Below are 20,090 nucleotides of genomic sequence, written 5' to 3'. Positions count from 1 at the left end.
CCCGGTCGGGATCGCCTCCCTTGCCGCCCAGCTCGAGGCTCTGCGCGATGATGACGTCGCGCACGGCCTTGGCCAGCGGAAGCAGGACGCCCGCCCGCTCCGGAGCGAGCTCGGCCGCCCGACGCAGCGGACCCACCGCCGCGGCGTACTGCTCCGACTCCAGGCGGGCCAGCCCCAGGCGGTAGTGGAACTCGGGCTCCTCCGGCTTCAGCGCCAGGGCCCGCTCGAAGGCCTCCACCGCCGGCGCCCCCGCGTCCGAGGCCCGCGAGAAGTACGCCAGCCCCAGCATGTAGTGGTTCACCGCCCGCTCCGCCTGCGCGTTGCGGCGCTGGAGCTCGGCGATCCATGTGTCCGTGTGGCCCGCCTTCACCTGGGCCTCGGTGAGCGCCCGCGCCAGCTCCAAGTCCTCCGGGGCTCGTGCGTACTCGGCCTCCAGCAGCGGCAGGGCCCGCTCGGGCTGGTTCTTCGAGAGGTACTCGCGGGCCTGCGCGCGCGCGTCCATGGGGCGCTCGGCGGCCGCCCCATGGCGACAGCCCGTGACGAGGCCCAGGCCGAGTACGGCCACCCCCGCCCAGGTGATCAAGCGACGGCGGGGAGTCCGAGGGACGTCAGGGCAAGGAAGGCGTACGGGCAAGCTGTCTCCTCAGGAGGCGTTGCGGCGGGAGCGGGGGGCCTCGCCCTCGACACCGGCGGCGGCGACGACCCGGTCGGGATCGCCTCCCTTGCCGCCCAGCTCGAGGCTCTGCGCGATGATGACGTCGCGCACGGCCTTGGCCAGCCCCTCGCGGTCATCCTCGGCGAAGCCCGAGGTGTCGATGGGCTTGCCGATCTTCACGTACACGGGGCCCGGCTTGATGTCCCACGAGTTCTTCGGCATCACCGTGCCCGAGCCCTCGATGGTGATGGGCACCACGGGCACGCGCGACTTGAGCGCCAGCGCGAAGGGGCCCTTCTTGAAGGGCAGCACGCGCCCGTCGTCCGAGCGCGTCCCCTCGGGGTAGAGGAACACGCTCGTGCCCTCGCGGATCTTCTTCGCCGCCGCGTCCAGAGAGGCGATCGCCTTGTCGCGCTGGCCACGGTTGACGAAGATGTGCCCGGCCATCCACAGGTACCAGCCGACGAGCGGCACGTACTTGAGCTGGTGCTTGGCCACGTAGCGGAAGTTCACCGGCACCGTGACGAAGTGGATGGGGATGTCCAGCGAGGACTGGTGGTTGGAGACGTAGATGGTGGGCCGCTTGGGGTCCACGTTCTCCTGCCCTGTCACCACCACGCGCGCCCCACCGGTCATGATGAGGATGGGCGACCACAGGCGGCGGGCCACCCACACCGTGGCTCCCGGGTTGAGGGTGACGATCGCCACCACCACCGTCAGGGGGAAGCAGATGGCGGTGGCTATCACCGTGACCACTATGCACAACAGGTTGCGGAGCATCCTGGCGACCTCGGAGTCGTTCTTTCGGAGAGCCCACCACGGCGCGGGGCCCGGTGTCCCGACGAAAACGTTCGAACAGCGGCGCTGCCCGCACCTCTTCCAGGTATCCGGGAGGGCCCGCCCGCTCGCGCGCCCGGCGGCGATGGGGCGGAGTCGTCCCTCCTCGTCCTCCTCCGGTTCTATCACGCCACCTTGGATCTGGTGTGTGCCGCCCGGTGGGGGTACAAGCGAGGGGCCTTGGTCAAGAAGAAGAAGTTCATCGCGATCGCGGGAAACATCGGAGCCGGGAAGACGGAACTCACGTCCTTCCTCTGCCGGAAGTACGGCCTCACCCCCTTCTTCGAGCCCAACGAGGAGAATCCCTACCTCGCCGACTTCTACAAGGACATGAAGACCTGGGCCTTCCGCTCCCAGCTCTTCTTCCTCACCGCCAAGTTCCGTCTCCAGCGCGAGCTCGAGAGTTCCTCCGGCACCTTGCTCCAGGACCGCACCCTGTACGAGGACGCGGAGATCTTCGCCAAGAACCTCCACCGGCAGCGCTACATCGATAAGCGCGACTGGCAGATGTACTGCAACCTCTACGAGACCTTCTCCCAGGCGCTCTCCCCGCCGGACCTGATGATCTACCTGCGCTGCCCGGTGAAGACGCTCCGCCAGCGCATCCGCCTGCGCGGCCGGGAGATGGAGCAGGACATCCCCACCCCGTACCTCAACCGGCTCAACGCCCTGTACGAGGAATGGTTCAGTGGCTACAAGTTGTCCCCCGTCCTCGTTCTCCCGACGGACAAGCTGGACTATGTGACGGACCTGGTGGACCGCGTGGACCTCTTCCGACAGATCGAGAAGCACCTGTGAAGGAGGTCTACCTGCTCGCCATGGGGCGCTCGTCCGCGGTGCCCACCGAGACCCTGAACGCCGCCTTCGAGACCGAGGAGCTGGGGTTCACCCCCGCCTCCGACCACGGCTTCATCGTCCACGTCGAGGACCACAAGGTGGAGGTCGTCTTCGAGGCCCGGCCCACCCCCGAGGAGTGGACGGCGGACCTGTTCAGCGGCAGCGAGCCGGCCCTGGAGTCGCTCGCCCAGGCCCGCTCCTTCTACCGCCTCGCCTTCGAGCCGGATGCGGCCCAGCCCACCGGGCCCGTCTTCACCGCCCTCATGTGCGCCCGCATCCTCCTGGCCCACGGCCCGGGCGTGCTGGTGGACGTCACCTCATCCAAGGTCCACGCCGCCGAGGACGTGGCCGACCTCACCCAGCTCGACTTCGACATCCGCGACCACCTCAACCTCCACGCCGTGGAGGTCATCGAGGGCGACACGCCCCTGTGGGTGCACACGCACGGCATGGAGAAGTTCGGCTCACGCGACCTGGAGATCTTCCACCTGGGCGAGCAGGACCTGCTGCCCGCCGAGGCCTTCCTGCACGAGCTGTGCACCGACCTGGCCTTCGGACAGCAGCCGCCGCTGCGCACCGAGATGGGCACCAGCGAGGGACAGACCTTCATGCTGGTGCCCTCGGAAGAGGCACGGACCAACCTGCTCGGCGTGCCCCTGGAGGCCTTCGAGGGCCATGAGGGCCTCTTCTTCACCGTGGTGTCGCCCCAGGGCCGGCACAACACGGCGGAGCTGCTTCGGCCCTTCCGCGAGCGCTTCATCCAGGAGCCCTCCGAGCAGACCGAGTCCATGCACGAGGAGGCCCAGGTCCTCCTGCCCGCCTTCAAGGCGCGCTTCCTTCGCAAGGGGTTGATGGAGCCGCTCGCCTTCCTGGTGCGCGCTCCCTTCGAGACGCACCCCGAGGGGGAGACCCTCAACGAGCAGTTGTGGATGGAGGTCGTCTCCTGGGACGACTCCACCGTGGTCGGCCGGCTGGTGGACGGCGCCGTGCACACCACCGAGTGGCGCAAGGGCGCCCACGTCGAAATCCCCCAGGCCGATGTGAATGCCCTGGCGCTCGCCCGGGAGGGTCGCACCCTGGACGAGGAAGAGGTGCGCGCGCTGTTGAATGCCGAACGCCCCAGTTAGGGGGCCGGTGGTAGCATCCCCGTCCCCTCATGCCCGCCCTGTTGCTCCTCACCGGTCCTTCCGCAGGCCTCCATTACGAGGTCCAGGGTGCGGCGATCATCGGCCGCAGCCCCTCGTGTGAGATCCCCCTCCCCGAGGACGATCAGATGTCCCGCCGCCACGCGCGCTTCAGCGTGGTGGATGGGCAGGTGCGGCTCACCGACCTGGGCTCTCGCAACGGCACGGCGGTCAATGGCGAGCGCGTCTCGGGCGAGGTGATGCTCCAGCCTGGCGACCGCGTCCAGGTGGGCAAGACGACCGTGCTCGTCGAGCCGCCCGGCGCGGCCATGCTGGTGGGCTCGGTGCCCGGTCCCGCCACGCAGCTCCCCATCGAGGAGGTGCTGCCTCACGTGGGGCCCGAGGCGGCGCTGTACTCGGCGGGCGCGGCGCTGCTCGGGGCCTCCAGCGAGGCCATGGTGCTGCGGCGGCTCGCCCAGGAGACGCTGCACGCGATGAACGCCGACTCGGCCGCGGCGCTCCTCGGAGGCATCAAGGGTCTGCTCACCGCCTCCGTGGTGGGCGCGCCCTCCGTGGAGGTGCCCCGCGACCTGGCCCTCGCGGCGCTGGAGCGCTCGGAGCAGGGACGCTCGGCCACCGCCCTGTGCTCGCCGCTGCTGGCCTCGGGCGGGTTGCCCTTCGGCGTGCTGTACGTGGAGCGCTCGGATCCGCCCTTCACCGAGGCCGAGGGGCGGCTGGCCGCCATGCTCGGACGGCTCGGCGGCGAGGCCTATGCGGCGGTGCGCTCGCGCGCGGGCTCGGAACCGACTCGCATGGACATGACCGGCGGCTCGCGCCCCTTCCGCAAGGTGGTGGAGCAGGCCCGCCGCGCCGCCGCCAGCGCCGCCCCCGTGGTGCTCTCCGGCGAGCCCGGCACCGGCAAGTCCCTGTGCGCGGGCTACATCCACTCGCGCTCGCCGCGGGCGCTCGGGCCCCTGGTTCGGGTGGACTGCCGCGACATCCACTCCCTCGAGGAGGTGCTCTTCGGGCGCGCCAGCGGGCCGGGACTGCCGCCGCTGTCCTCGGCGCTGCTGCGGGCCGACGGGGGCACGCTGCTGTTGCACCACGTGGAGCTGCTGCCTCGCCCCCTGGCCGAGCGCCTGTCCCGGTTGCTCGCGCGCAAGACGGCGCCAGCGCCTCAAGGGGGCGAGGAGCCCGTGGACTTCCGCCTCATGGCCACCATGAGCGCCTCGGCGCAGTCGCTCGCCGTGAAGGGCGAGGTGGAGGCCTCGCTGGTCCGACAGCTCGCGGGCTTCGAGCTGGAGGTGCCTCCGCTGCGCGGGCGGCGCGCCGACATCCCCACGCTCTTCGAACTCTTCGCCGCCCAGGGCGCACGCGCGGCCCGCCAAGCGCCTCCCAGGCTCACCCCGGACGCCCGGCGGCTGCTCATGGACTACGACTGGCCGCACAACGTGCGCGAGCTGAAGCTGCTCGGCGAGCGGCTCGCGTTGGTGCATGCCGACTCGCAGCTCCATGCGCTCCACCTGCCTCCGGAGATTCAGGCCGGCAGTGCCTCGCCCGCGCCGAGCACCCTCCAGGAGCAGGTCGCCCGGCTGGAGCGTGATGCCATCTCCGAGGCCCTGCGCACCGCCGGCGGGAAGAAGATCGTCGCCGCCCGGCTGCTGGGCATCAGCCGGCCCACGCTCGACAAGAAGATCGAGGACTACGGGCTCACGGTGTCGCGGCGGCGCGTGTGACGGGGGAGGGGCTCAGCGTCGCCGGCTGACGAGCACGCCGCAGATGACGAGTGCCGCCCCCAGGACCTGCAACCCCGTGGGCTGCTCGCCGCGCACGAGCCACGCGGTGGTGGCCGCCACCATGGGCGTGCCGCTGTTGTAGATGGCCGTGCGGCTGCTGCCCACGGCCTGCACGCTGCGATTCCAGACGATGTAGGCCAGCACCAGCGGCACGAGCGCCGAGTACACCACGCCGAGCCAGGCCCCCGGGCCGATGCTCTCCAGTTTCAGCTCCGTTACCGCGGGGAGCCCCACGAGGATGACGCCGGGCGCGCCGGTGAGCATGGTGAGCGCGGTGATGCGCAGCGCGGACAGCTCGGCGCCGAGCGAGCGGATGCCCACGGTGTAGAGGGCCCAGCACAGCGAGGCACCGAGGATGAGCAGGTCCCCCAGGCGCGTCGAGGCGTCCAGCTCGGGACCTCGCGCGCCGACGATGAGCAACATGCCCGGCACCGCGAGCAGCAGTCCCATCGCCAACGGCCGGCGGAGGCGATCCACCCCCAGCGCGGCGCCCAGCAGGGCCGTCACCACCGGAGTGCCCGCGGTGAGCAGCCCGCTGTTGGCGGCGGTGGTGCGGGCCAGGCCCAGGATGAAGCAGAGCTGGTAGAGCGTGTTGCCCACCAGCCCGAGCCCCACGAGCTTGAGCAGGGTAGGGCGGGGCAGGGGCTTCCAGCCCTCGCGCGTGTGGAGCACCACGGCCATGGCCACCGAGGCGATCGTGAAGCGCAGCGCCATGAAGGCCAGCGGCGGGAAGGAGCCCAGCGCCTCTTTCACCACCGTGTAGTTCGTTCCCCAGATGACGACGACGAGGACGAGGGCGAGATCCGAGAGGGAGAGCACTCGGGGGGAGGCGGAGGGGCCGGCGGTTGTCGTGGTGCTCACGTCGCGCAGCGGAATACCGCTGCCCGGGAGTGCTGGCAATGGACGGTCCGTGTATATGCCGGCCATGGACTTGCGTTATTCGGAAGAGGTCCGGCGTGCGAAGGAGCAGGGCGCGCCGCTGGTGGCGATGGAGACGAGCGTGGTCGCGCAGGGGTTGCCGTACCCGGACAACCTCGGGGCCGCGCGCGCCTGCGAGGAGGCCGTGCGCCGCGTGGGTGCCGTGCCCGCGCCCATCGCCGTGGTGGACGGTCAGGTGTTCATCGGGCTGGAGGAGGCCCAGATGCGCCGGCTCGCCGAGGGTCGCGAGCGGCTGCTGAAGCTGGGCTCGCGCGACCTGGCCGTGGCCATCGCCCGGGGCGCCACCGGAGGCACCACCGTGAGCGCCACCTGCGAGCTGGCCGCCGCGGCTGGCATCCACGTCTTCGCCACCGGTGGCATCGGCGGCGTGCACCGGGGCGTGGCCGAGCACCTCGACATCTCCCAGGACATCTGGGCCCTGGCCCGCTTCCCCGTGGCGGTGGTGTGCGCCGGAGCCAAGTCCGTGTTGGATCTGCCCAAGACGATGGAGGCGCTGGAGAGCGCCGCGGTGCCCGTCATCGGCGTGGGCACCGACGAGCTGCCCTCCTTCTACAGCCGCTCGTCCGGGTTGATGCTAGAGCACCAGGTGGACGACGCGGTGGCGGCCGCGCGCGTCACCCGGGCGCGCTTCGAGACACTGGGGCAGGGGGGCATCCTCTTCACGCTGCCTCCTCCCGAGGAGACGTCGCTGCCGCGCAACGAGGTGGAGCTGCACATCGCCTCCGCGCTGGCCGAGGCCGATCGGCAGGGGATTCGCGGCAAGGCGGTGACGCCCTTCCTGCTCTCGGAGATGGCCCGACGCACCAGCGGCAAGACCCTGCGCGCCAACCTCGCGCTGCTGACGAACAACGCCCGCTTCGCGGGACAGCTCGCCGTGGCCTACGCCCAGGAATCGAAGCGCTGATTCCGTGGCGCTTGCTCGGGACTCTGTCCATCATCAGGGGTAATGCCGTCCACCTACACCATTACGGACACCCTCCAGAACACTGGGGGGACCATCATCTACCGCGCGGTGCGCGACGAAGATGGACGGTCGGTGATCATCAAGGCCCTCGGACCCAATCGCCCCCGACCGAGGGACCTCGCCCGCTTGCGGAACGAGCAGGAGATCGGTGAGCGGCTCACCACCCGGAGCGCCGTTCGCCCCATTGCCCTGGAGACGATCGACGCGGCGCCCGCGCTCGTGATGGAGGACTTTGGCGGCCGATCGCTCGATTGGTTCCTGGGCGAGCCGATGGAGACCCGCGCCTTCCTCCGGCTGGCCATCGCGATCGCCGAAGCGGTGGCGGAGGTCCATGAGCAGCACGTCATCCACAAGGACCTCAAGCCGCACAACATCCTGCTCCGAGAGGAGGATGGAGCCGTTCAGCTCGCCGACTTCGGGATCGCCACCCTCCTGACTCGCGAACAGCAGCTCCCGCAGCACCCACGGCTGATCGAAGGCTCGCTCCCGTACATGTCGCCCGAGCAGACCGGTCGGATGAACAGGGCGCTCGATTCCCGGACGGATCTCTACTCACTGGGTGTCACCTGCTACGAGCTGCTCACCGGCGCTCTTCCGTGGCAGGCCTCCGATCCGATCGAGTGGATCTTCTGTCACGTCGCGCAGGTGCCCGCGTCGCCTTCCGAGCGGGTGCCGGGGGTTCCCGCCCAGCTCTCGGCCATCGTGATGAAGCTCCTCGCGAAGGTCGCGGAGGAGCGCTACCAGACCGCTCGCGGACTCGCCCACGACTTGCGGCGGTGTCTCGAGAGCCTCGAGACCTGGGGCGTCATCCACCCCTTTCCACTCGCCGAGCGGGACCTGTCGGGCAGGTTCCGGCTTCCCCAGAAACTCTACGGCCGGCAGGCGGAGCTCGCGGTGCTCCTCGAGACCTTCGAGCGGTCGGCCAGCACCGGCAGCGCCGAGCTGGTGCTCGCCGTCGGCGGCGCTGGGATCGGCAAGTCGGCGCTCATCCACGCCCTGCGGCGACCCATCGCCGAGAGACGTGGCTCGTTCATCTCGGGCAAGTTCGAGCCCCTCGCCCGAAATGTCCCCTACGCCACGTTGGTGCAGGCCTTCCAGGAGTTGGTGCAGGAGGTCCTCGGCCAGAGCGAGGAGAAGGTCACCGAGGTCCGGAGGCGCCTCTCCGAGGTGCTTGGCGTCAATGCGCGGCTCATCGTCGATGTCATCCCCCAGGTCGAGCTGCTCGTCGGGCCACAGCCGCCCGTTCCCCCGCTGCCGCTCGCGGAGGCGCAGGCCCGCTTCCTGCTGGTGTTCCAGCGGTTCGTCTCCGTCTTCGCCACCCCTGAACGTCCGCTCGCGCTCTACCTCGATGATCTCCAGTGGGCCGACCCCGGCAGTCTCGAGCTGCTTCGCCACCTCCTGAAGCCACCGGGGATCCGCCACCTGTTGGTGATCGCCGGCCATCGGGATGAGGAGGTGGGGGCGGCCCATCCGCTGTCCGCGATGCTCGACGTGCTGCGTGCAGCGGGGACCCGGGTGACGACGCTCACCCTGGGACCCCTCGGCCTGGAACCCCTCGCGGAGCTCGTCTCCGACGCACTCCACTGCGGGCCTGCTCAAGCCGAGCCCCTGGCGCGCCTGCTTCACGACCAGACACAGGGAAATCCCTTCTTCGCGCTCCAGTTGCTCGGCAACCTTCAACAAGATGGGCTGATCGCCTTCGAGCCCCAGCACGCCCGTTTCGTCTGGGACGTGGAGCGGATCCGGTCGCGGGTGTTCAACGGGAGCGTCCTGGACTTCCTCCGTGCCAGGCTCGCGCGACTCCCCCCCGGGACGCAGGACGCGCTCCAGGTCGCCGCCTGCATGGGCTCCAGGTTCGACCCGGAGGTGGTGGCCAGACTCCGCGGCACGACGCGGGCGGACCTCGAGCGCGCCCTCTTCGCCGCCAGCGAGGCGGGCCTCGTCCTCCGCTCCGGCCAGGAGTGGCGGTTCGAGCACGATCGCATCCAGCAGGCCGCGCTCTCGCTGCTCGCGCCGGCGGAGCGGCAGGCCCTCCACCTCGCGATTGGCCGGCTCCTCCTGGCCGAGGCGGACCCCAAGGAGCGTCTCTTCGAGATCGTCCGGCACCTCAACGAGGGCTCGGCTCGAATCGAGGAGCTGGCCGAGCGCGAGGCGCTGGCCCGACTCGACCTGGCCGCGGGCCGCAGGGCGAAGGACGCCTCCGCGTACCGCTCGGCCATCGAGTACCTGGCCGCGGGTGAGTTGATGCTCCCGGCGGACGCCTTCGCTTCCCACTACGAGCTCGCGTTCGCCCTCGCGTTCGAGCATGCGCAGTGCGCCTGGCTCGCGGGGAGCGAGGAGGCCGCGGCGCTGTTCCTCCGGCTGTTGCCGGTGGCGCGAACGGACACCGATCGCGCGTCGGTGCACCGGCTCCTGGTGGAGCTCCACACCAGCCGGGTGGACGGAGAGACCGCGATCCAGCACGGAGTCCAGGGGCTCCGCCTCCTCGGGCTCGAGCTGCCGGCCCACCCGGACGCCGATCAGGTCGCCGAGGCGTTCCGAAGGGTATGGCAGGCCATGGGCGGCCGACCGATCCCCACGCTCCTCGAGCTTCCACCCATGACGGATGCGTCGAAGCAGGAGGCCGTGGCGCTCCTCGCGGCGGTCCTCTCTCCGGCGCTCTTCACGGACGAGAAGCTCTTCCTGCTGGTGACCTGCAAGATGGTGGAGCTCAGCATCCTCCATGGAAACGCCGGCCCCTCGGCCATGTCGTACGCGACGCTCGGGATGGTCCTCGGCCCCGAGTTCGGCCGGTATCAGGAGGGTTTCGAGTTCGGCAAGCTCGCCAGCGACCTCATCGACCGCATGGGCATGGTGTCCCTGCGGGCGAGGATCGACGTCATCTTCCATGGGTGCATCTCGTTCTGGACGCATCGGCTGGAGGACACGGTCGAGCCGCTGCTCAAGTCCTTCGAGGGGGCCCAGTCCTCGGGCGACGTGTCCTTCGCCTGCTATGGGTCCACCAATGCCATCGCGGCGCTGATCGGCGTCGGGGCACCGCTCGCCACCGTGGCGCGAGAAGCGGAGCGGCGGATCGCCTTCGTGCGGCCCACGGGCTTTGGCCACATGCTGGATGCCCTCGTCGGGTACGAGCGGCTGATCCACTCGTTGCGAGGAGAGCCGGGCGCCTTCGACGAGGTCGCCGGCAACCCCTTCGCCGAGGCCTTCTGCTCGGTGGCGAAGTTGATGGCCCGCTACATCGCCGGTGATTTCCTCGAGGCCGAGGCGGCCGGGCGCCGCGCCCAGGCGGTCCTCTTCGCGTGTCGCGGGATGTTCCCGGTCGCCGAGTTCGAGACGTTCCAACCTCTCGCGCTCACGGCGCTCTGGGACGAGGCCTCGGACGAGGAGCGACCGCTGCTGCGCAAGAGAATCGAGACGCACCGCGCGCGGCTGCGTACCTGGGCGGCCGTGTCCCCCGAGAGCTTCAGGGACCGGGCGGCGCTGGTCGACGCCGAGGTGTCGCGGATCGACGGCGAGGAGCTGGCCGCGATGCGGACCTACGAGCAGGCGGTCCGGTTCGCACGGGAGAGCGGACACGTCCACCTGGAAGGAATCGCCTGCGAGCGGACCGCGAGCTTCTACGGCGCGCGTGGCTTCTCCACCATTGCCCAGGCCTACCTCCGCGAGGCGCGGGATGGCTTCGCACGCTGGGGTGCCGAGGGGAAGGTGCGGGCGCTGGAGGAGCGGCACCGCGAGCTGGTCGAGATCCGTCCCGCCGCCCACACCTCCGCGGTGGTGCTTCGCGCCGAGCAGGTCGACCTCCTGTCGGTCGTGAAGGCCTCGCAGACGATCTCCGGGGAGATCGTGCTGGCGGACCTGGTTCGGACGCTGATCCGCGTCGTCCTCGAAGCCGCGGGCGCTCGCGCGGCGTCCCTCCTGCTGGTGGGGCAGGCGGGGCTCACCATCGAGGCGGAGGCGACGCTCGGCGCCGAGGGCGTGGTGACGCGCATCCTCCAGTCGGTCCCCGTCTCGGCGGCGGACTCCGTCCCGGTGTCGATCGTGCAGTACGTGTTCCGCACGCGCGAGCAGGTGCTGCTGGAGAACGCGGCCGAAGGACCTCTCTTCACGGCGGATGGCTACATCGCTCGCGTCCGGCCCCGCTCCGTGTTGTGCATGCCCATCCTCCGCCAGTCCAAGGTGGTGGGGGTGCTCTATCTGGAGAACGAGCTGGTCGCCGGGGCCTTCACGCGCGATCGGCTCGCGGTCCTCGAACTCCTGGCCTCACAGGCGGCGATCTCCCTGGAGAACGCCCTGCGCCTTCAGGAGGAGCAGGCCGCGCGGCGTGCGGCGGAGGAGGCGCTCCAGGCTCGCGACGTCTTCCTCTCGGTGGCCGCGCACGAGCTCAGGACACCGCTCACCCCGCTCCAGCTTCAGCTCGAGACGCTGGCCAGGAGGAGCCGGGCCGTGGGGGGGCGCGAGCTCACCCCGGGAGAGCTCCCGGCGGGCCTCGAGCGTGCGGTCCAGCAGACGAAGCGCCTCGGCCGGCTGATTCACGAGCTGCTCGACGTCGCGCGCCTCACCTCCGGCCGGCTCGTGCTGCAACGCGAGGCCTTCGATCTGGCCGAGCTCGTCCAGGAGGTCTGTGAGCGCTTCGCCCCGCAGCAGCAGCGGCGCGGGTCGACGCTCCACATGCGCACGACCGGCGCCGCGGTGGGCACGTGGGACGTGCTGCGGATCGAGCAGGTGGTGACGAACCTGCTCGACAACGCGATCAAGTTTGGCGAGGGACGGCCGATTGATGTCGAGGTCGCTTCCTCGGAGTCCACGGTCCGGGTGTCCGTGCGCGATCGGGGCATTGGTATCCCCGAGGGCGATGCCGTCCGCATCTTCGACAAGTTCGAGCGGGCGGTCTCCGAACGCCACTTCGGCGGGCTGGGCCTGGGGCTGTGGATCTCCCGGCGGATCGTGGAGGCCCACGGGGGCTCCATGTCCGTGCACAGCAGGCCGGGAGAAGGCGCGACGTTCACGGTCGCGCTTCCCCTCGGGCCCGCCCAGGCGGCGCTGCGTTAGCCTAGAAGCTCACGCCCTCGGTGGCCGGAGAGGGCACCGTCAGCGACAGCCGCTTGGGGGCGGCGTCCTTCCCGTAGAAGGACTGGTACAGGTACAGGTCCGCCAGCACCTGCTTCACGTAGCCGCGCGTCTCGCGGAACGGAATCTCCTCGACGAACAGGTCGAGCGGCAGCGAGCCCCTGTCCTTCACCCACTTCACCGCCGCGTCCGGGCCGGCGTTGTAGGCCGCGGCCGCGAGCGCCGGGTGCGAGAAGCGCTTCATCAGCTGCGACAGGTACCAGGAGCCGTAGCGGATGCTCAACGAGGGCGAGAACAGCTCCGCGGGCGCTGGCTCCGGCTCCGAGAGCTTCTTCGCGATGGCCCGCGCCGTGGGCGGAATCACCTGCATCAGCCCGCGCGCGTCGGCGGCGCTGGCCACCTCGGGGCGGAAGGCGCTCTCGCGGCGCATGATGGCCCACACCAGGAAGGGGCTCACCTGGTAGCGCGTGGCCTCGCTCTCCACCGCGTTGGCGAAGGCGCGCGGGTAGAAGGCGGCGAGCGCCTCGGGCACCCGCGCTCCGAAGGCCCGGCCCCACAGGTGCCGCGCCGCCACCGCGTGCGCGTGCCCGTACTCGCCCAGCCGCAGCAGCGCGTGCGCGAAGGCCAGCGCCTGCTCCTGGTCGCGGATGCGCGCGGCGCGGGCCTGGACCTCCTCGGCCGCGTCGCGGAACAGTCCCGCCTGGGTGAGCGCCAGGGCCAGCTTCAGCTCCGAGGGCACCTCGCCGGACTCCAGTTGCTTCGGGGCGTCGGGGAAGGCGGGGGGCGGCTCGCGGCCCAGCTCGCGCAGCCGCTCGGAGGCCAGCAGCGCGTAGTACGAGCTGGGCGCGCTGGTGATGACGAGCTCATACCCTGGCCCGGTGACGTCCGCCTTGGCGCCCTCCAGCTCGTGGCTGCGGGCCGACCAGTAGCGCGCCTGCGGCACCAGGCTGCTGCGCGGGAAGGCGTCCACCAGCGCGCCGAGCACCTCGCGCGCCGGGGCGTACTGCTCCAGGCGGATGTGCGCCAGCGCGCGGTACCACAGGGCCTCGTCCCGGCGCTTCGAGCGCGCGTGCCGCTGGTCGAAGGCCGTGAAGGACTTCACCGCGTCCGCGAAGCGCCCGGCCTGCAGGTCCAACCAGCCCACGTAGAAGCCCGCGTCGTCGGCCACGGACTCCTGGGGCCAGCCCTTCTCCACGGCGGCCATCAGCCTGCGGGCCGTCTCGTTGTCGTCGGCCTTGAGCGCGCGGCGCGCGGTGACGTAGGCGGCCTCGGCGGCCACCGAGGGAGGCCCCTGGCGTGCCACGGCCAGCGCCTGCTCCGCCTCCTCCTTCTTCCCCGTGGCGTACAGGGCCTGGGCGCGCACCAGTGCCACCTGCGCCTTGTCCTGCTTCGCGCGCACCAGCTTGCCGGCCTCGGCCTTCTCCAACTCCTCCAGCGCGCGCTTCGCCTGGCCCGCGTCGAGCAGCCCGTGCGCCCGCTGGAGGTGCTCGGCCAGCGTCAGCCGCAGGGGCGGCTTGAGGGCCTCGAGCTTCGCCAGGGCCTCGTCGGCGTACGGGTGGGCGGGGTAGCGCAGCGCCACGGCCTTCAGGTCCGCCCGCTCACCGGTGGCGTTGCCCGTGGCCAGCCGCGCCTGGGCCCGCTGGTAGAGCAGCTCCGCCGAGGGCTCCTCGGTGGCGGCGGCCTCCAGCGCGGGAGCGGCCTCCTTCGCCCTGCCCGCGGCCAGCAGCGCCTCGCCCAGCCGGGCCCGCGCCCGGGGCTGGAGGGCCGGGGATGCCTTCTCCACCGCGCGCCCGAAGGCCGCCGCCGCCGCCGCCGCGTCTCCCGCGTAGAAGTGGGCTTGTCCCTGGTAGTAGGCGAGGAAGGGCCGCAGCGGCTCCGCCACGCTCGCGCCCGTCAGCAGGGTGCGCGCCTGTGCCACATCCCCCTCGGCCAGGGCCAGGTGGCCGGCGAGCAGGGCGATGCGTCCAGCGTCGGGGCACTTGCTGGCCGTACACGCCTCGAGGTCCTTGAGCGCCAGGGCCCGGGCCTCGGCACGGTGCAGGCGGACCGCCTCCAGCGTCTCGGGGGCCTGTGCCCACGCCACTCCCGTACCCATCACCACCGTCAGGAGCCCGGTTCCGGTCCACCGCCGCATGTGTGCATCTCCTTTGAACGGAAGACTCCGAACGCGAGCCGCGCCGTTCCCATTCCCCGGCCTGTTCGCACATCAGTCCAACTACTGGCCGCTGAGGGTGCGGTTTGACAGGCGGGCCGACAAGCCCTAGATCGGCCACCGCACGGGTTGGCGCGGATGTTCACCAGGAATCAAAAGATGCACTGGGAATCTCTGTGAAATGGGTTTTTCTCGGCGTAATCGGTTCTGACCCGTTGCGTCAAAAGGGGGCGCTTCCTAGGTTCTGCCGCCTTTGTGGTGCGCATCACCTGGAAGGTTGCCGATGAGGTGACCTCGCGTTCTGGGCCGAAGCTGGCCCCATGCGTTCGGGGGGGAAACACAGCTCTACTGGGAGGGCTCCGTTCCATGCTGAAGCCGTGTCCGACTGATCTGCCGCAGACCATCAATCCCGAGGCTGGCCCGAAGCGGGCCGGTGTGGAGACACACCGCAACCTCAATTGCAGCTACTACGACAACTGCCTCGATGAGGCGGTGCGCCGCGGGTGGCAGTCCTTCACCTGCGTGAAGTGCCAGATGAACCAGCAAGTGGCTCCGCCGCAGATGGGCATCGAGGCGTACGCCACGCAGCGCCGCGCTATCTGAGGCGGCAGGCCGCGTGCGCATGATGAGGCTCCCGGCGGTCCGGGCCGGGAGCCACCCTCAGCGCGTGGCGGCGTAGATGACGACCATCCAGTACTGGCCCTTGCCGTAGGTACGTGAGTCGCCGCGCACGGCGCCCACGCCGACCACGGTGTTCTTGCGGTCTCCGAGGCTCTTGGAGTCCGGGAGCAGCGAGGGGCTCTCCGCCACGTAGAAGTCCACCGAGGCGCTCCTGGCATCCTCCAGGGTGCTGAAGACGCGGTCGTGCACCTTGGAGCCGGGCAGCTGCACCCGGGGCTGGTCGAGGGCGAGCGCGCGCCGGGCATGGTCCAGGGCGATGCGCTCGAGCACGGGGTTGCGCTCCAGCGGGGGCAGGCCGCGCGCGGCGCGGTAGCGGGCCAGGGTCTCGTAGGCCTCCTGGAGGGGATCCACCGACGCGGGAGTGGGGGTGAGGCTGGCGGAGAAGACCTCGGTGAGGAGGGCCTGTTCGCGCCCGTCCACCTTCTGGAAGGTGACGCCGATGCCGGCCTGGGTGAACTGGGAGCCGAGCAGGTTGCCGCGGTGGCCGGGGCTGTGCTCGATGCCGAAGTGGGCGGCGAGTGGCCCGGAGGCCATGCCCAGGTTCTCTCCGGCGGTGCGGTAGGAGGCATTGGCGGCGGCCAGCCGGCCACGCAGGTCCGAGCCATCCGGGGCCACATGGGCGAAGAAGCCCTCGCGGGCCATGCGGTCGCTGTAGGCCTGGGCCACCTGGTTGAGGGTGTCGTCCAGGACGAGCTCCCGCACCCCATGAGCGCGGCGCAGGGCGTTGATGCGGGCGAGCACCTCCACGCGGGCGTCCTCCACGGTAGTGGGCTCCACCACGCGCTCGCGCTTGCCGTGCTGGCGCGAGGCGCCCACGTCCACCAGGAAGAGGGCGGCCACTTCGGGCCCGCGCGAGCCGCGGCCGATGATCTCCACCGTGTAGCGGCCCTGGGTGGGGAAGAGCAGCCGGGTGCAGAAGGAGGGGCCGGACTCGCGGGTGAGGGCAGGGCGCTCCACGGTGCCGTCGGGCCGGGTGACGTAGACCTCGCTCCAGCGCAGGGGAGGCACCAGCTCGCCGCACAGACTCTGGCCGAGGCCGGCCTTCTCGAAGGTGCGGGGGAAGCGCTGAAGGGTGGCCTTGCGCTCGGCGAGCAGCACGACGATGGAGGCGCGCTCGCCCTCCACGACCACGCCCACGCCCGTGTGCGAGGCGGGGTCCTGGTTGAAGTCCTTGCGCGCCAGCAGGGCGTCCAGGGCCTGTTGCCGGTCCCAGGCGCGGACGACGTAGGAGCGAGGGGTGGGGTCCGTGCCGCCTGCGGTGCTGATGGCCTCGGTGAGGGCGAGCAGCTCCACGGCACCGGAGGGGCTCTCGTCGAGTGCCTCACGGGCCAGCTTGCGCGCGGCCTCGGTGAGGGCCGGGTCCACCTGGGGGGAGCGCCGGCCCACCCGCTCGAACTCCTGGAGGACGTGGCGGCCGGCCTGCTGCTCCAGGGAGCTGGCCGTGAGGGGCGTGGCCGCGAGCAGGGCACTGAGGGCGAGGACGAGCATCGCTACTCCAGGCGGAAGTCGAGGGCGGACACGGCGTCCGGCCCCAGGCGCGCGTTGAGCTGCTCGCGCAGGGCGGCCTCCTGGCGCGACAGGGTGTGCGCCCACTCGGCGCTGGTCACGGTGATGACCAGCGTGCCCCGCTCCAGGGTGTAGGGGCGGGTATGCTTGGAGATATGGGGACCCACCGCGGCGTTCCAAACCGGGGTGAGGGCATCTCCCTTCCCGGACTGCTCGGCGAGGCGGGCCAGGACGCGGGGGAGGAGTTGGAGGAGGGTCTGCGGTTCGCGCCGGGCCATGTGGGAGCAATCATCGGCCGGGGCGGGGGGAATGCCAACGGGTGAATACAGGGCGTGGCTGTCGTGGCCCGAGGGTGGCCCAGGCACGCAACCCCCTGGAATCCGGGCCCGGCACGAAGCTGGCTAGGGAGCCGTATCCAACCCCCGCTTGACAAGATCCAAGAGGAGCCGTTTCCCTGCTCCCCGACTGGAGCCGCCGATGAACGCCCCCCTTCGTCTGGCGCTATGCGCCGTCCTGCTGTGCTCGATTCCGTGGATGGGTTGTGGGTCGGCGGAGTCCCCGCCCGACGCCCTGCCGCCCACGCTGGACGAGCCGGATACCTGCCGTGTGGATCAGGACTGCCCGGACCCCGGGCTCTTCTTCTGCGACACGGTGACGTCGCGCTGCCAGGCGGCCTGCCGGACGCAGGCGGACTGCACGGCGGAGAAGCGGGGCGAGCACCGGATCGCCGCGTGTGACGCCAACCCGCTGGGCTGCCGGTGTGACAGCAGTCGGTGCGTGGAGGCGCTGTGCTCGGCGGACGCGGAGTGCGCGGGTGCGGGGCAGGTGTGCCGCAATGGCCGGTGCGCGCAGCCGCGGGCGGCGAGCGCGGCGGCCTCGTGCCGGGTGACGCCGGACTTCGCCATCGGGCGCGAGGGGACGTCGGCGCGCTTCTCGGTGCTGGCGATGGACGCGGCGGGCCAGCCGGTGGTGGTGCCCTCGGACGTGACGTGGACGGCGGTGGGGGGGAAGGTGGAGGGCGGAGGCACGGGGCAGGGGGCCTCCTTCGTGCTGTTGGCGCCGACGGTGGGGGCGCAGGAGGCGGTGCGGGCCCAGGTGGGCGGTGCGACGTGCACGGCGCGGGTGCTGGTGCTGGGTGCGGCGGTAGCGGCGGGGCAGATGCGGGCGGTGGTGACGGACGAGCTGACGGGCCGCCCCATTCCGGACGCGGTGGTGGTGACGGCGGACGGGCTGGGGGCGGTGACGGCCACGGCGCGCACGGATGAGAGCGGCGTGGCGAAGCTGGCGGCGCTGACGGAGGTGGGGAGCGTCTCGGTGTTCCACGCGGACTTCGCGTACCTGACGGTGGCGCACGAGGGCTCCGGGGGCTCGCGAGACCTGGCGCTGCCGCTGCGGCGCAACCCGACGGACCGGTACGGGGGCGTCAAGGGGACGTTCCTCGACATGCCGACGACGCAGGACATGCATGCGGGGCTGTCGGGGCTGTCGTCGCCGGACGCGGTGTCGGAGGTGTCGGCGTCGCTGCTGGTGGGGCCCACGAGGCGGGTGAACTTCACCTGGGGGGGGCAGGCGCGCGAGGCGACGCTGCCGGCCGGGGCGTACGTGGTGCTGCCGGGCACGACGCTGGCGGCGACGGACGTGTCGGCGCGGGGACTGGCGGGCGTGTGCGACGTGGCGACGGAGATGGCGGCGGGGGCCTGTGGCACGCGGACGGCGTGGGCGCTGGGTGGGGACATTCCGCCCAACGCGCTGTCGCCGGGCGTACTGACGGGAGGCTCGGTGGACGTGGGGCCCCTGCTGGCGCAGACGATTCCGCTGCTGCGCACGTTCAGCTCCTCGGTGGTGAGGGACGTGCGGTATTCGCTGAAGACGACGCCGGGGGCGGGCACGGGCGCGCCGGACTACGGGGACCAGTCGCACTTCGCGACGGTGGATCACGACTTCAAGAGTGACCAGAGCATGCCGCTGGGCTTCCAGTTCGCGCTCCGGGTGCCGGAGCTGCCGAAGTACCGGAAGCAGTTCATGGACAGCGTGGCGGTGCTGGGGGCGGCGCGGGTGCCGGGGCGGGGCGTGGTGCCGCTGGGGCTGGGCATGGCGTCGAACACGAACCCGGTGGACGGGAAGACGGACACCCAGGCGGGCCTGCCGGCCCCGGGGCTGGTGAGCGTGCGGATGGCGCCCACGCACCACGGGCTCGAGGGCAGCCCGTATGACCTGATGGTGACGGCGGCGTCCTCGGCGGCGAGCAACGACGCGACGGCGGGAGAGGCCTCCAGCGTGCTCATCCACCGGACGCTGGAAAAGCTGCCGTTCGACCCGAAGGGGAGCGCGCCGGTGGTGGTGATCGGCTCCTTCCTGCCGGTGCCCGAGGGCTTCCATTACAACTACACCCGGGAGCCAAGAGACGGCGTGGGGGGTCGGCAGTTGCGCTACGTGCCGCCGCCGGAGACGCCGGAGCTGCCCGCGTCGACGGTGCTGCGCGCGGTGTTCACGAACCGGGCGGAGCACCGCTGGGTGGTGCTGCTGGACGTGGCGAGGGCGACGACGGGCGTGCGGCTGCCGATGCCGCCGACGGGCTTCGAGGACCGGACCTACTACGGGGACGTGATGGGCTCGCGAGCGCCCTTCGGGGTGCAGGCGCTGGCGGTACACCGGACGGGGACGTTGGTGGGGGGAGCACCGTTGGACCTGAACGGGCTGGTGGAGGCGGACGGGGTGGACCTGAACCGGCTGGGCGAGCTCACGGTGGCGTACTCGGCGCTGGAGTACGGCCGACCGCTGGTGACGTGGGTGGAGCCGGCGGAGGACGGGCAGAGCCTGGCGCGAGGCTCGAAGGTGAAGGTGCGGGTGCGAGCCTTCCGGGTGGGGAGCAACCCGGTGGAGGACGAAGGCTCCGTGCGGCTGACGTTCGCGGGAAGCACGGGCTGCGAGGGCGAGGAGGTGCGCGGGTACGTGGTGGACTCGCAGGGGCGCGGGGAGGTGGAGCTGCAACTGCCCGGGGCGTGCACGGGGACGGGAGTCCAGCTCACCGCGACCCTGGTGGACACGGGGGGCACCGCCCTCAACCCCCCGGTGACGAGCACGCGCACGCTGACCCTGACCCCCTAAGGTTCCGGGTTGCGCGGCTGTACGCCCAGCCGTTCCATGGCCTGCTTGAACACGCCGTACTCCTGGGCTCCCTGGAGGGCGAAGCGGTCCGCGAGGAGGAAGGTGGGCACGGCCTGGACGCCGAGCGTCTGGGCCTCGCGCACGGCGTTCTCGACGACCTGGAGGTAGCGCCCCTCCTCCACGGCCCGCTGCATCGCATCGGGGTCCGCACCAGCCTCCTGGGCCGCGCCCCGGAGCGTGTCCCACTGCCAGAGATCCTCGCCCTCGCTCCAGTAGCGCCGCAGGAGCGCCGCATTGAACGGCTCCAGCCTGCCCGCGTCGCGAGCGAACTCGGCGGCCTGATGCGCGCGCCGCGTCGAGGGGATGACCTCGCGCTCCACCATCTTCAGCCCGGCCGCGGCGGCCCGGCGTTTGAGGGGATTGT

At 71.3% G+C, this 20,090-nt stretch carries 13 protein-coding genes and 1 pseudogene; 7 read left to right on the top strand and 7 right to left on the bottom strand.

The features are described 5' to 3' along the window. A pseudogene (locus VF794_RS33410) lies at positions 1-583 on the bottom strand (hypothetical protein); the annotation flags it as partial. Between the two features lie 60 nt (positions 584-643). Continuing rightward, entirely contained in the window at positions 644-1,435 is a 792-nt protein-coding gene (locus tag VF794_RS33405; protein WP_331117171.1) for a lysophospholipid acyltransferase family protein, read from the bottom strand. Positions 1,436-1,672: 237 nt separating this feature from the next. Here VF794_RS33405 and VF794_RS33400 point away from each other — a divergent pair, with 237 nt between their 5' ends. Genes VF794_RS33400 through VF794_RS33390 form a run of 3 tightly spaced genes read left to right on the top strand, consistent with a single transcriptional unit; the run spans position 1,673 to position 5,189 of the window. Then, complete coding sequence (locus tag VF794_RS33400) at positions 1,673-2,290, top strand: deoxynucleoside kinase (RefSeq protein WP_331117170.1); 618 nt, start codon at positions 1,673-1,675, stop codon at positions 2,288-2,290. Beyond that, positions 2,287-3,456, top strand: a complete 1,170-nt coding sequence (locus VF794_RS33395) for a DUF2314 domain-containing protein (protein ID WP_331117169.1) — start codon at positions 2,287-2,289, stop codon at positions 3,454-3,456. Before VF794_RS33400 ends, VF794_RS33395 begins: the two co-directional genes overlap by 4 nt. A 29-nt stretch (positions 3,457-3,485) precedes the next feature. Beyond that, complete coding sequence (locus VF794_RS33390; protein WP_331117168.1) at positions 3,486-5,189, top strand: FHA domain-containing protein; 1,704 nt, start codon at positions 3,486-3,488, stop codon at positions 5,187-5,189. 12 nt (positions 5,190-5,201) lie between these two features. Here the strand turns inward: VF794_RS33390 and VF794_RS33385 are convergent, their stop codons facing one another. Further along, a complete protein-coding gene (locus VF794_RS33385; RefSeq protein ID WP_331117167.1) occupies positions 5,202-6,176 on the bottom strand; it encodes a DMT family transporter in 975 nt (324 codons plus the stop codon). Between VF794_RS33385 and VF794_RS33380 the strand changes: the two genes are divergently transcribed. After that, the gene (locus VF794_RS33380; RefSeq protein WP_331117166.1) at positions 6,175-7,092 is read left to right on the top strand and encodes a pseudouridine-5'-phosphate glycosidase; all 918 of its coding nucleotides are present in this window, start codon (positions 6,175-6,177) and stop codon (positions 7,090-7,092) included. The genes VF794_RS33385 and VF794_RS33380 overlap by 2 nt on opposite strands. A gap of 42 nt (positions 7,093-7,134) precedes the next feature. Next, positions 7,135-12,201 (top strand): ATP-binding sensor histidine kinase, encoded by a 5,067-nt coding sequence (locus tag VF794_RS33375; protein WP_331117165.1) that lies wholly within the window; start codon positions 7,135-7,137, stop codon positions 12,199-12,201. A 1-nt stretch (position 12,202) separates the two neighbouring features. Here VF794_RS33375 and VF794_RS33370 read toward each other — a convergent pair whose 3' ends face one another. Then, positions 12,203-14,353, bottom strand: coding sequence for a transglycosylase SLT domain-containing protein (locus tag VF794_RS33370; RefSeq protein WP_331117164.1), 2,151 nt, complete (start codon positions 14,351-14,353; stop codon positions 12,203-12,205). Positions 14,354-14,740: 387 nt separating this feature from the next. Between VF794_RS33370 and VF794_RS33365 the strand changes: the two genes are divergently transcribed. Beyond that, positions 14,741-14,974 carry a hypothetical protein gene (locus VF794_RS33365; RefSeq protein ID WP_203412396.1) on the top strand — a complete coding sequence of 78 codons (234 nt, stop codon included), beginning with the start codon at positions 14,741-14,743 and terminating at the stop codon, positions 14,972-14,974. A 57-nt stretch (positions 14,975-15,031) separates the two neighbouring features. Here VF794_RS33365 and VF794_RS33360 read toward each other — a convergent pair whose 3' ends face one another. Both VF794_RS33360 and VF794_RS33355 read right to left on the bottom strand, forming a co-directional pair. Continuing rightward, positions 15,032-16,540, bottom strand: a complete 1,509-nt coding sequence (locus VF794_RS33360; protein ID WP_331117163.1) for a CAP domain-containing protein — start codon at positions 16,538-16,540, stop codon at positions 15,032-15,034. A 2-nt stretch (positions 16,541-16,542) separates the two neighbouring features. Further along, positions 16,543-16,836, bottom strand: a complete 294-nt coding sequence (locus VF794_RS33355) for a DUF721 domain-containing protein (RefSeq protein WP_331117162.1) — start codon at positions 16,834-16,836, stop codon at positions 16,543-16,545. 199 nt (positions 16,837-17,035) lie between these two features. Between VF794_RS33355 and VF794_RS33350 the strand changes: the two genes are divergently transcribed. Beyond that, on the top strand, positions 17,036-19,666 hold the full coding sequence (locus tag VF794_RS33350; protein ID WP_331117161.1) for a carboxypeptidase regulatory-like domain-containing protein: 2,631 nt from the start codon (positions 17,036-17,038) through the stop codon (positions 19,664-19,666). Here VF794_RS33350 and VF794_RS33345 read toward each other — a convergent pair. Next, positions 19,663-20,090, bottom strand: a 428-nt coding sequence (locus VF794_RS33345) for a DsbA family oxidoreductase (protein WP_331117160.1), incomplete at its 5' end; no start/stop codon positions are given. The two genes, VF794_RS33350 and VF794_RS33345, sit on opposite strands and share 4 nt — an antisense overlap.

This window comes from Archangium sp. (assembly GCF_036389735.1).
In the GTDB taxonomy this organism is placed as follows: domain Bacteria; phylum Myxococcota; class Myxococcia; order Myxococcales; family Myxococcaceae; genus Archangium.
This window is presented reverse-complemented; position numbering and strand designations above follow the sequence as displayed.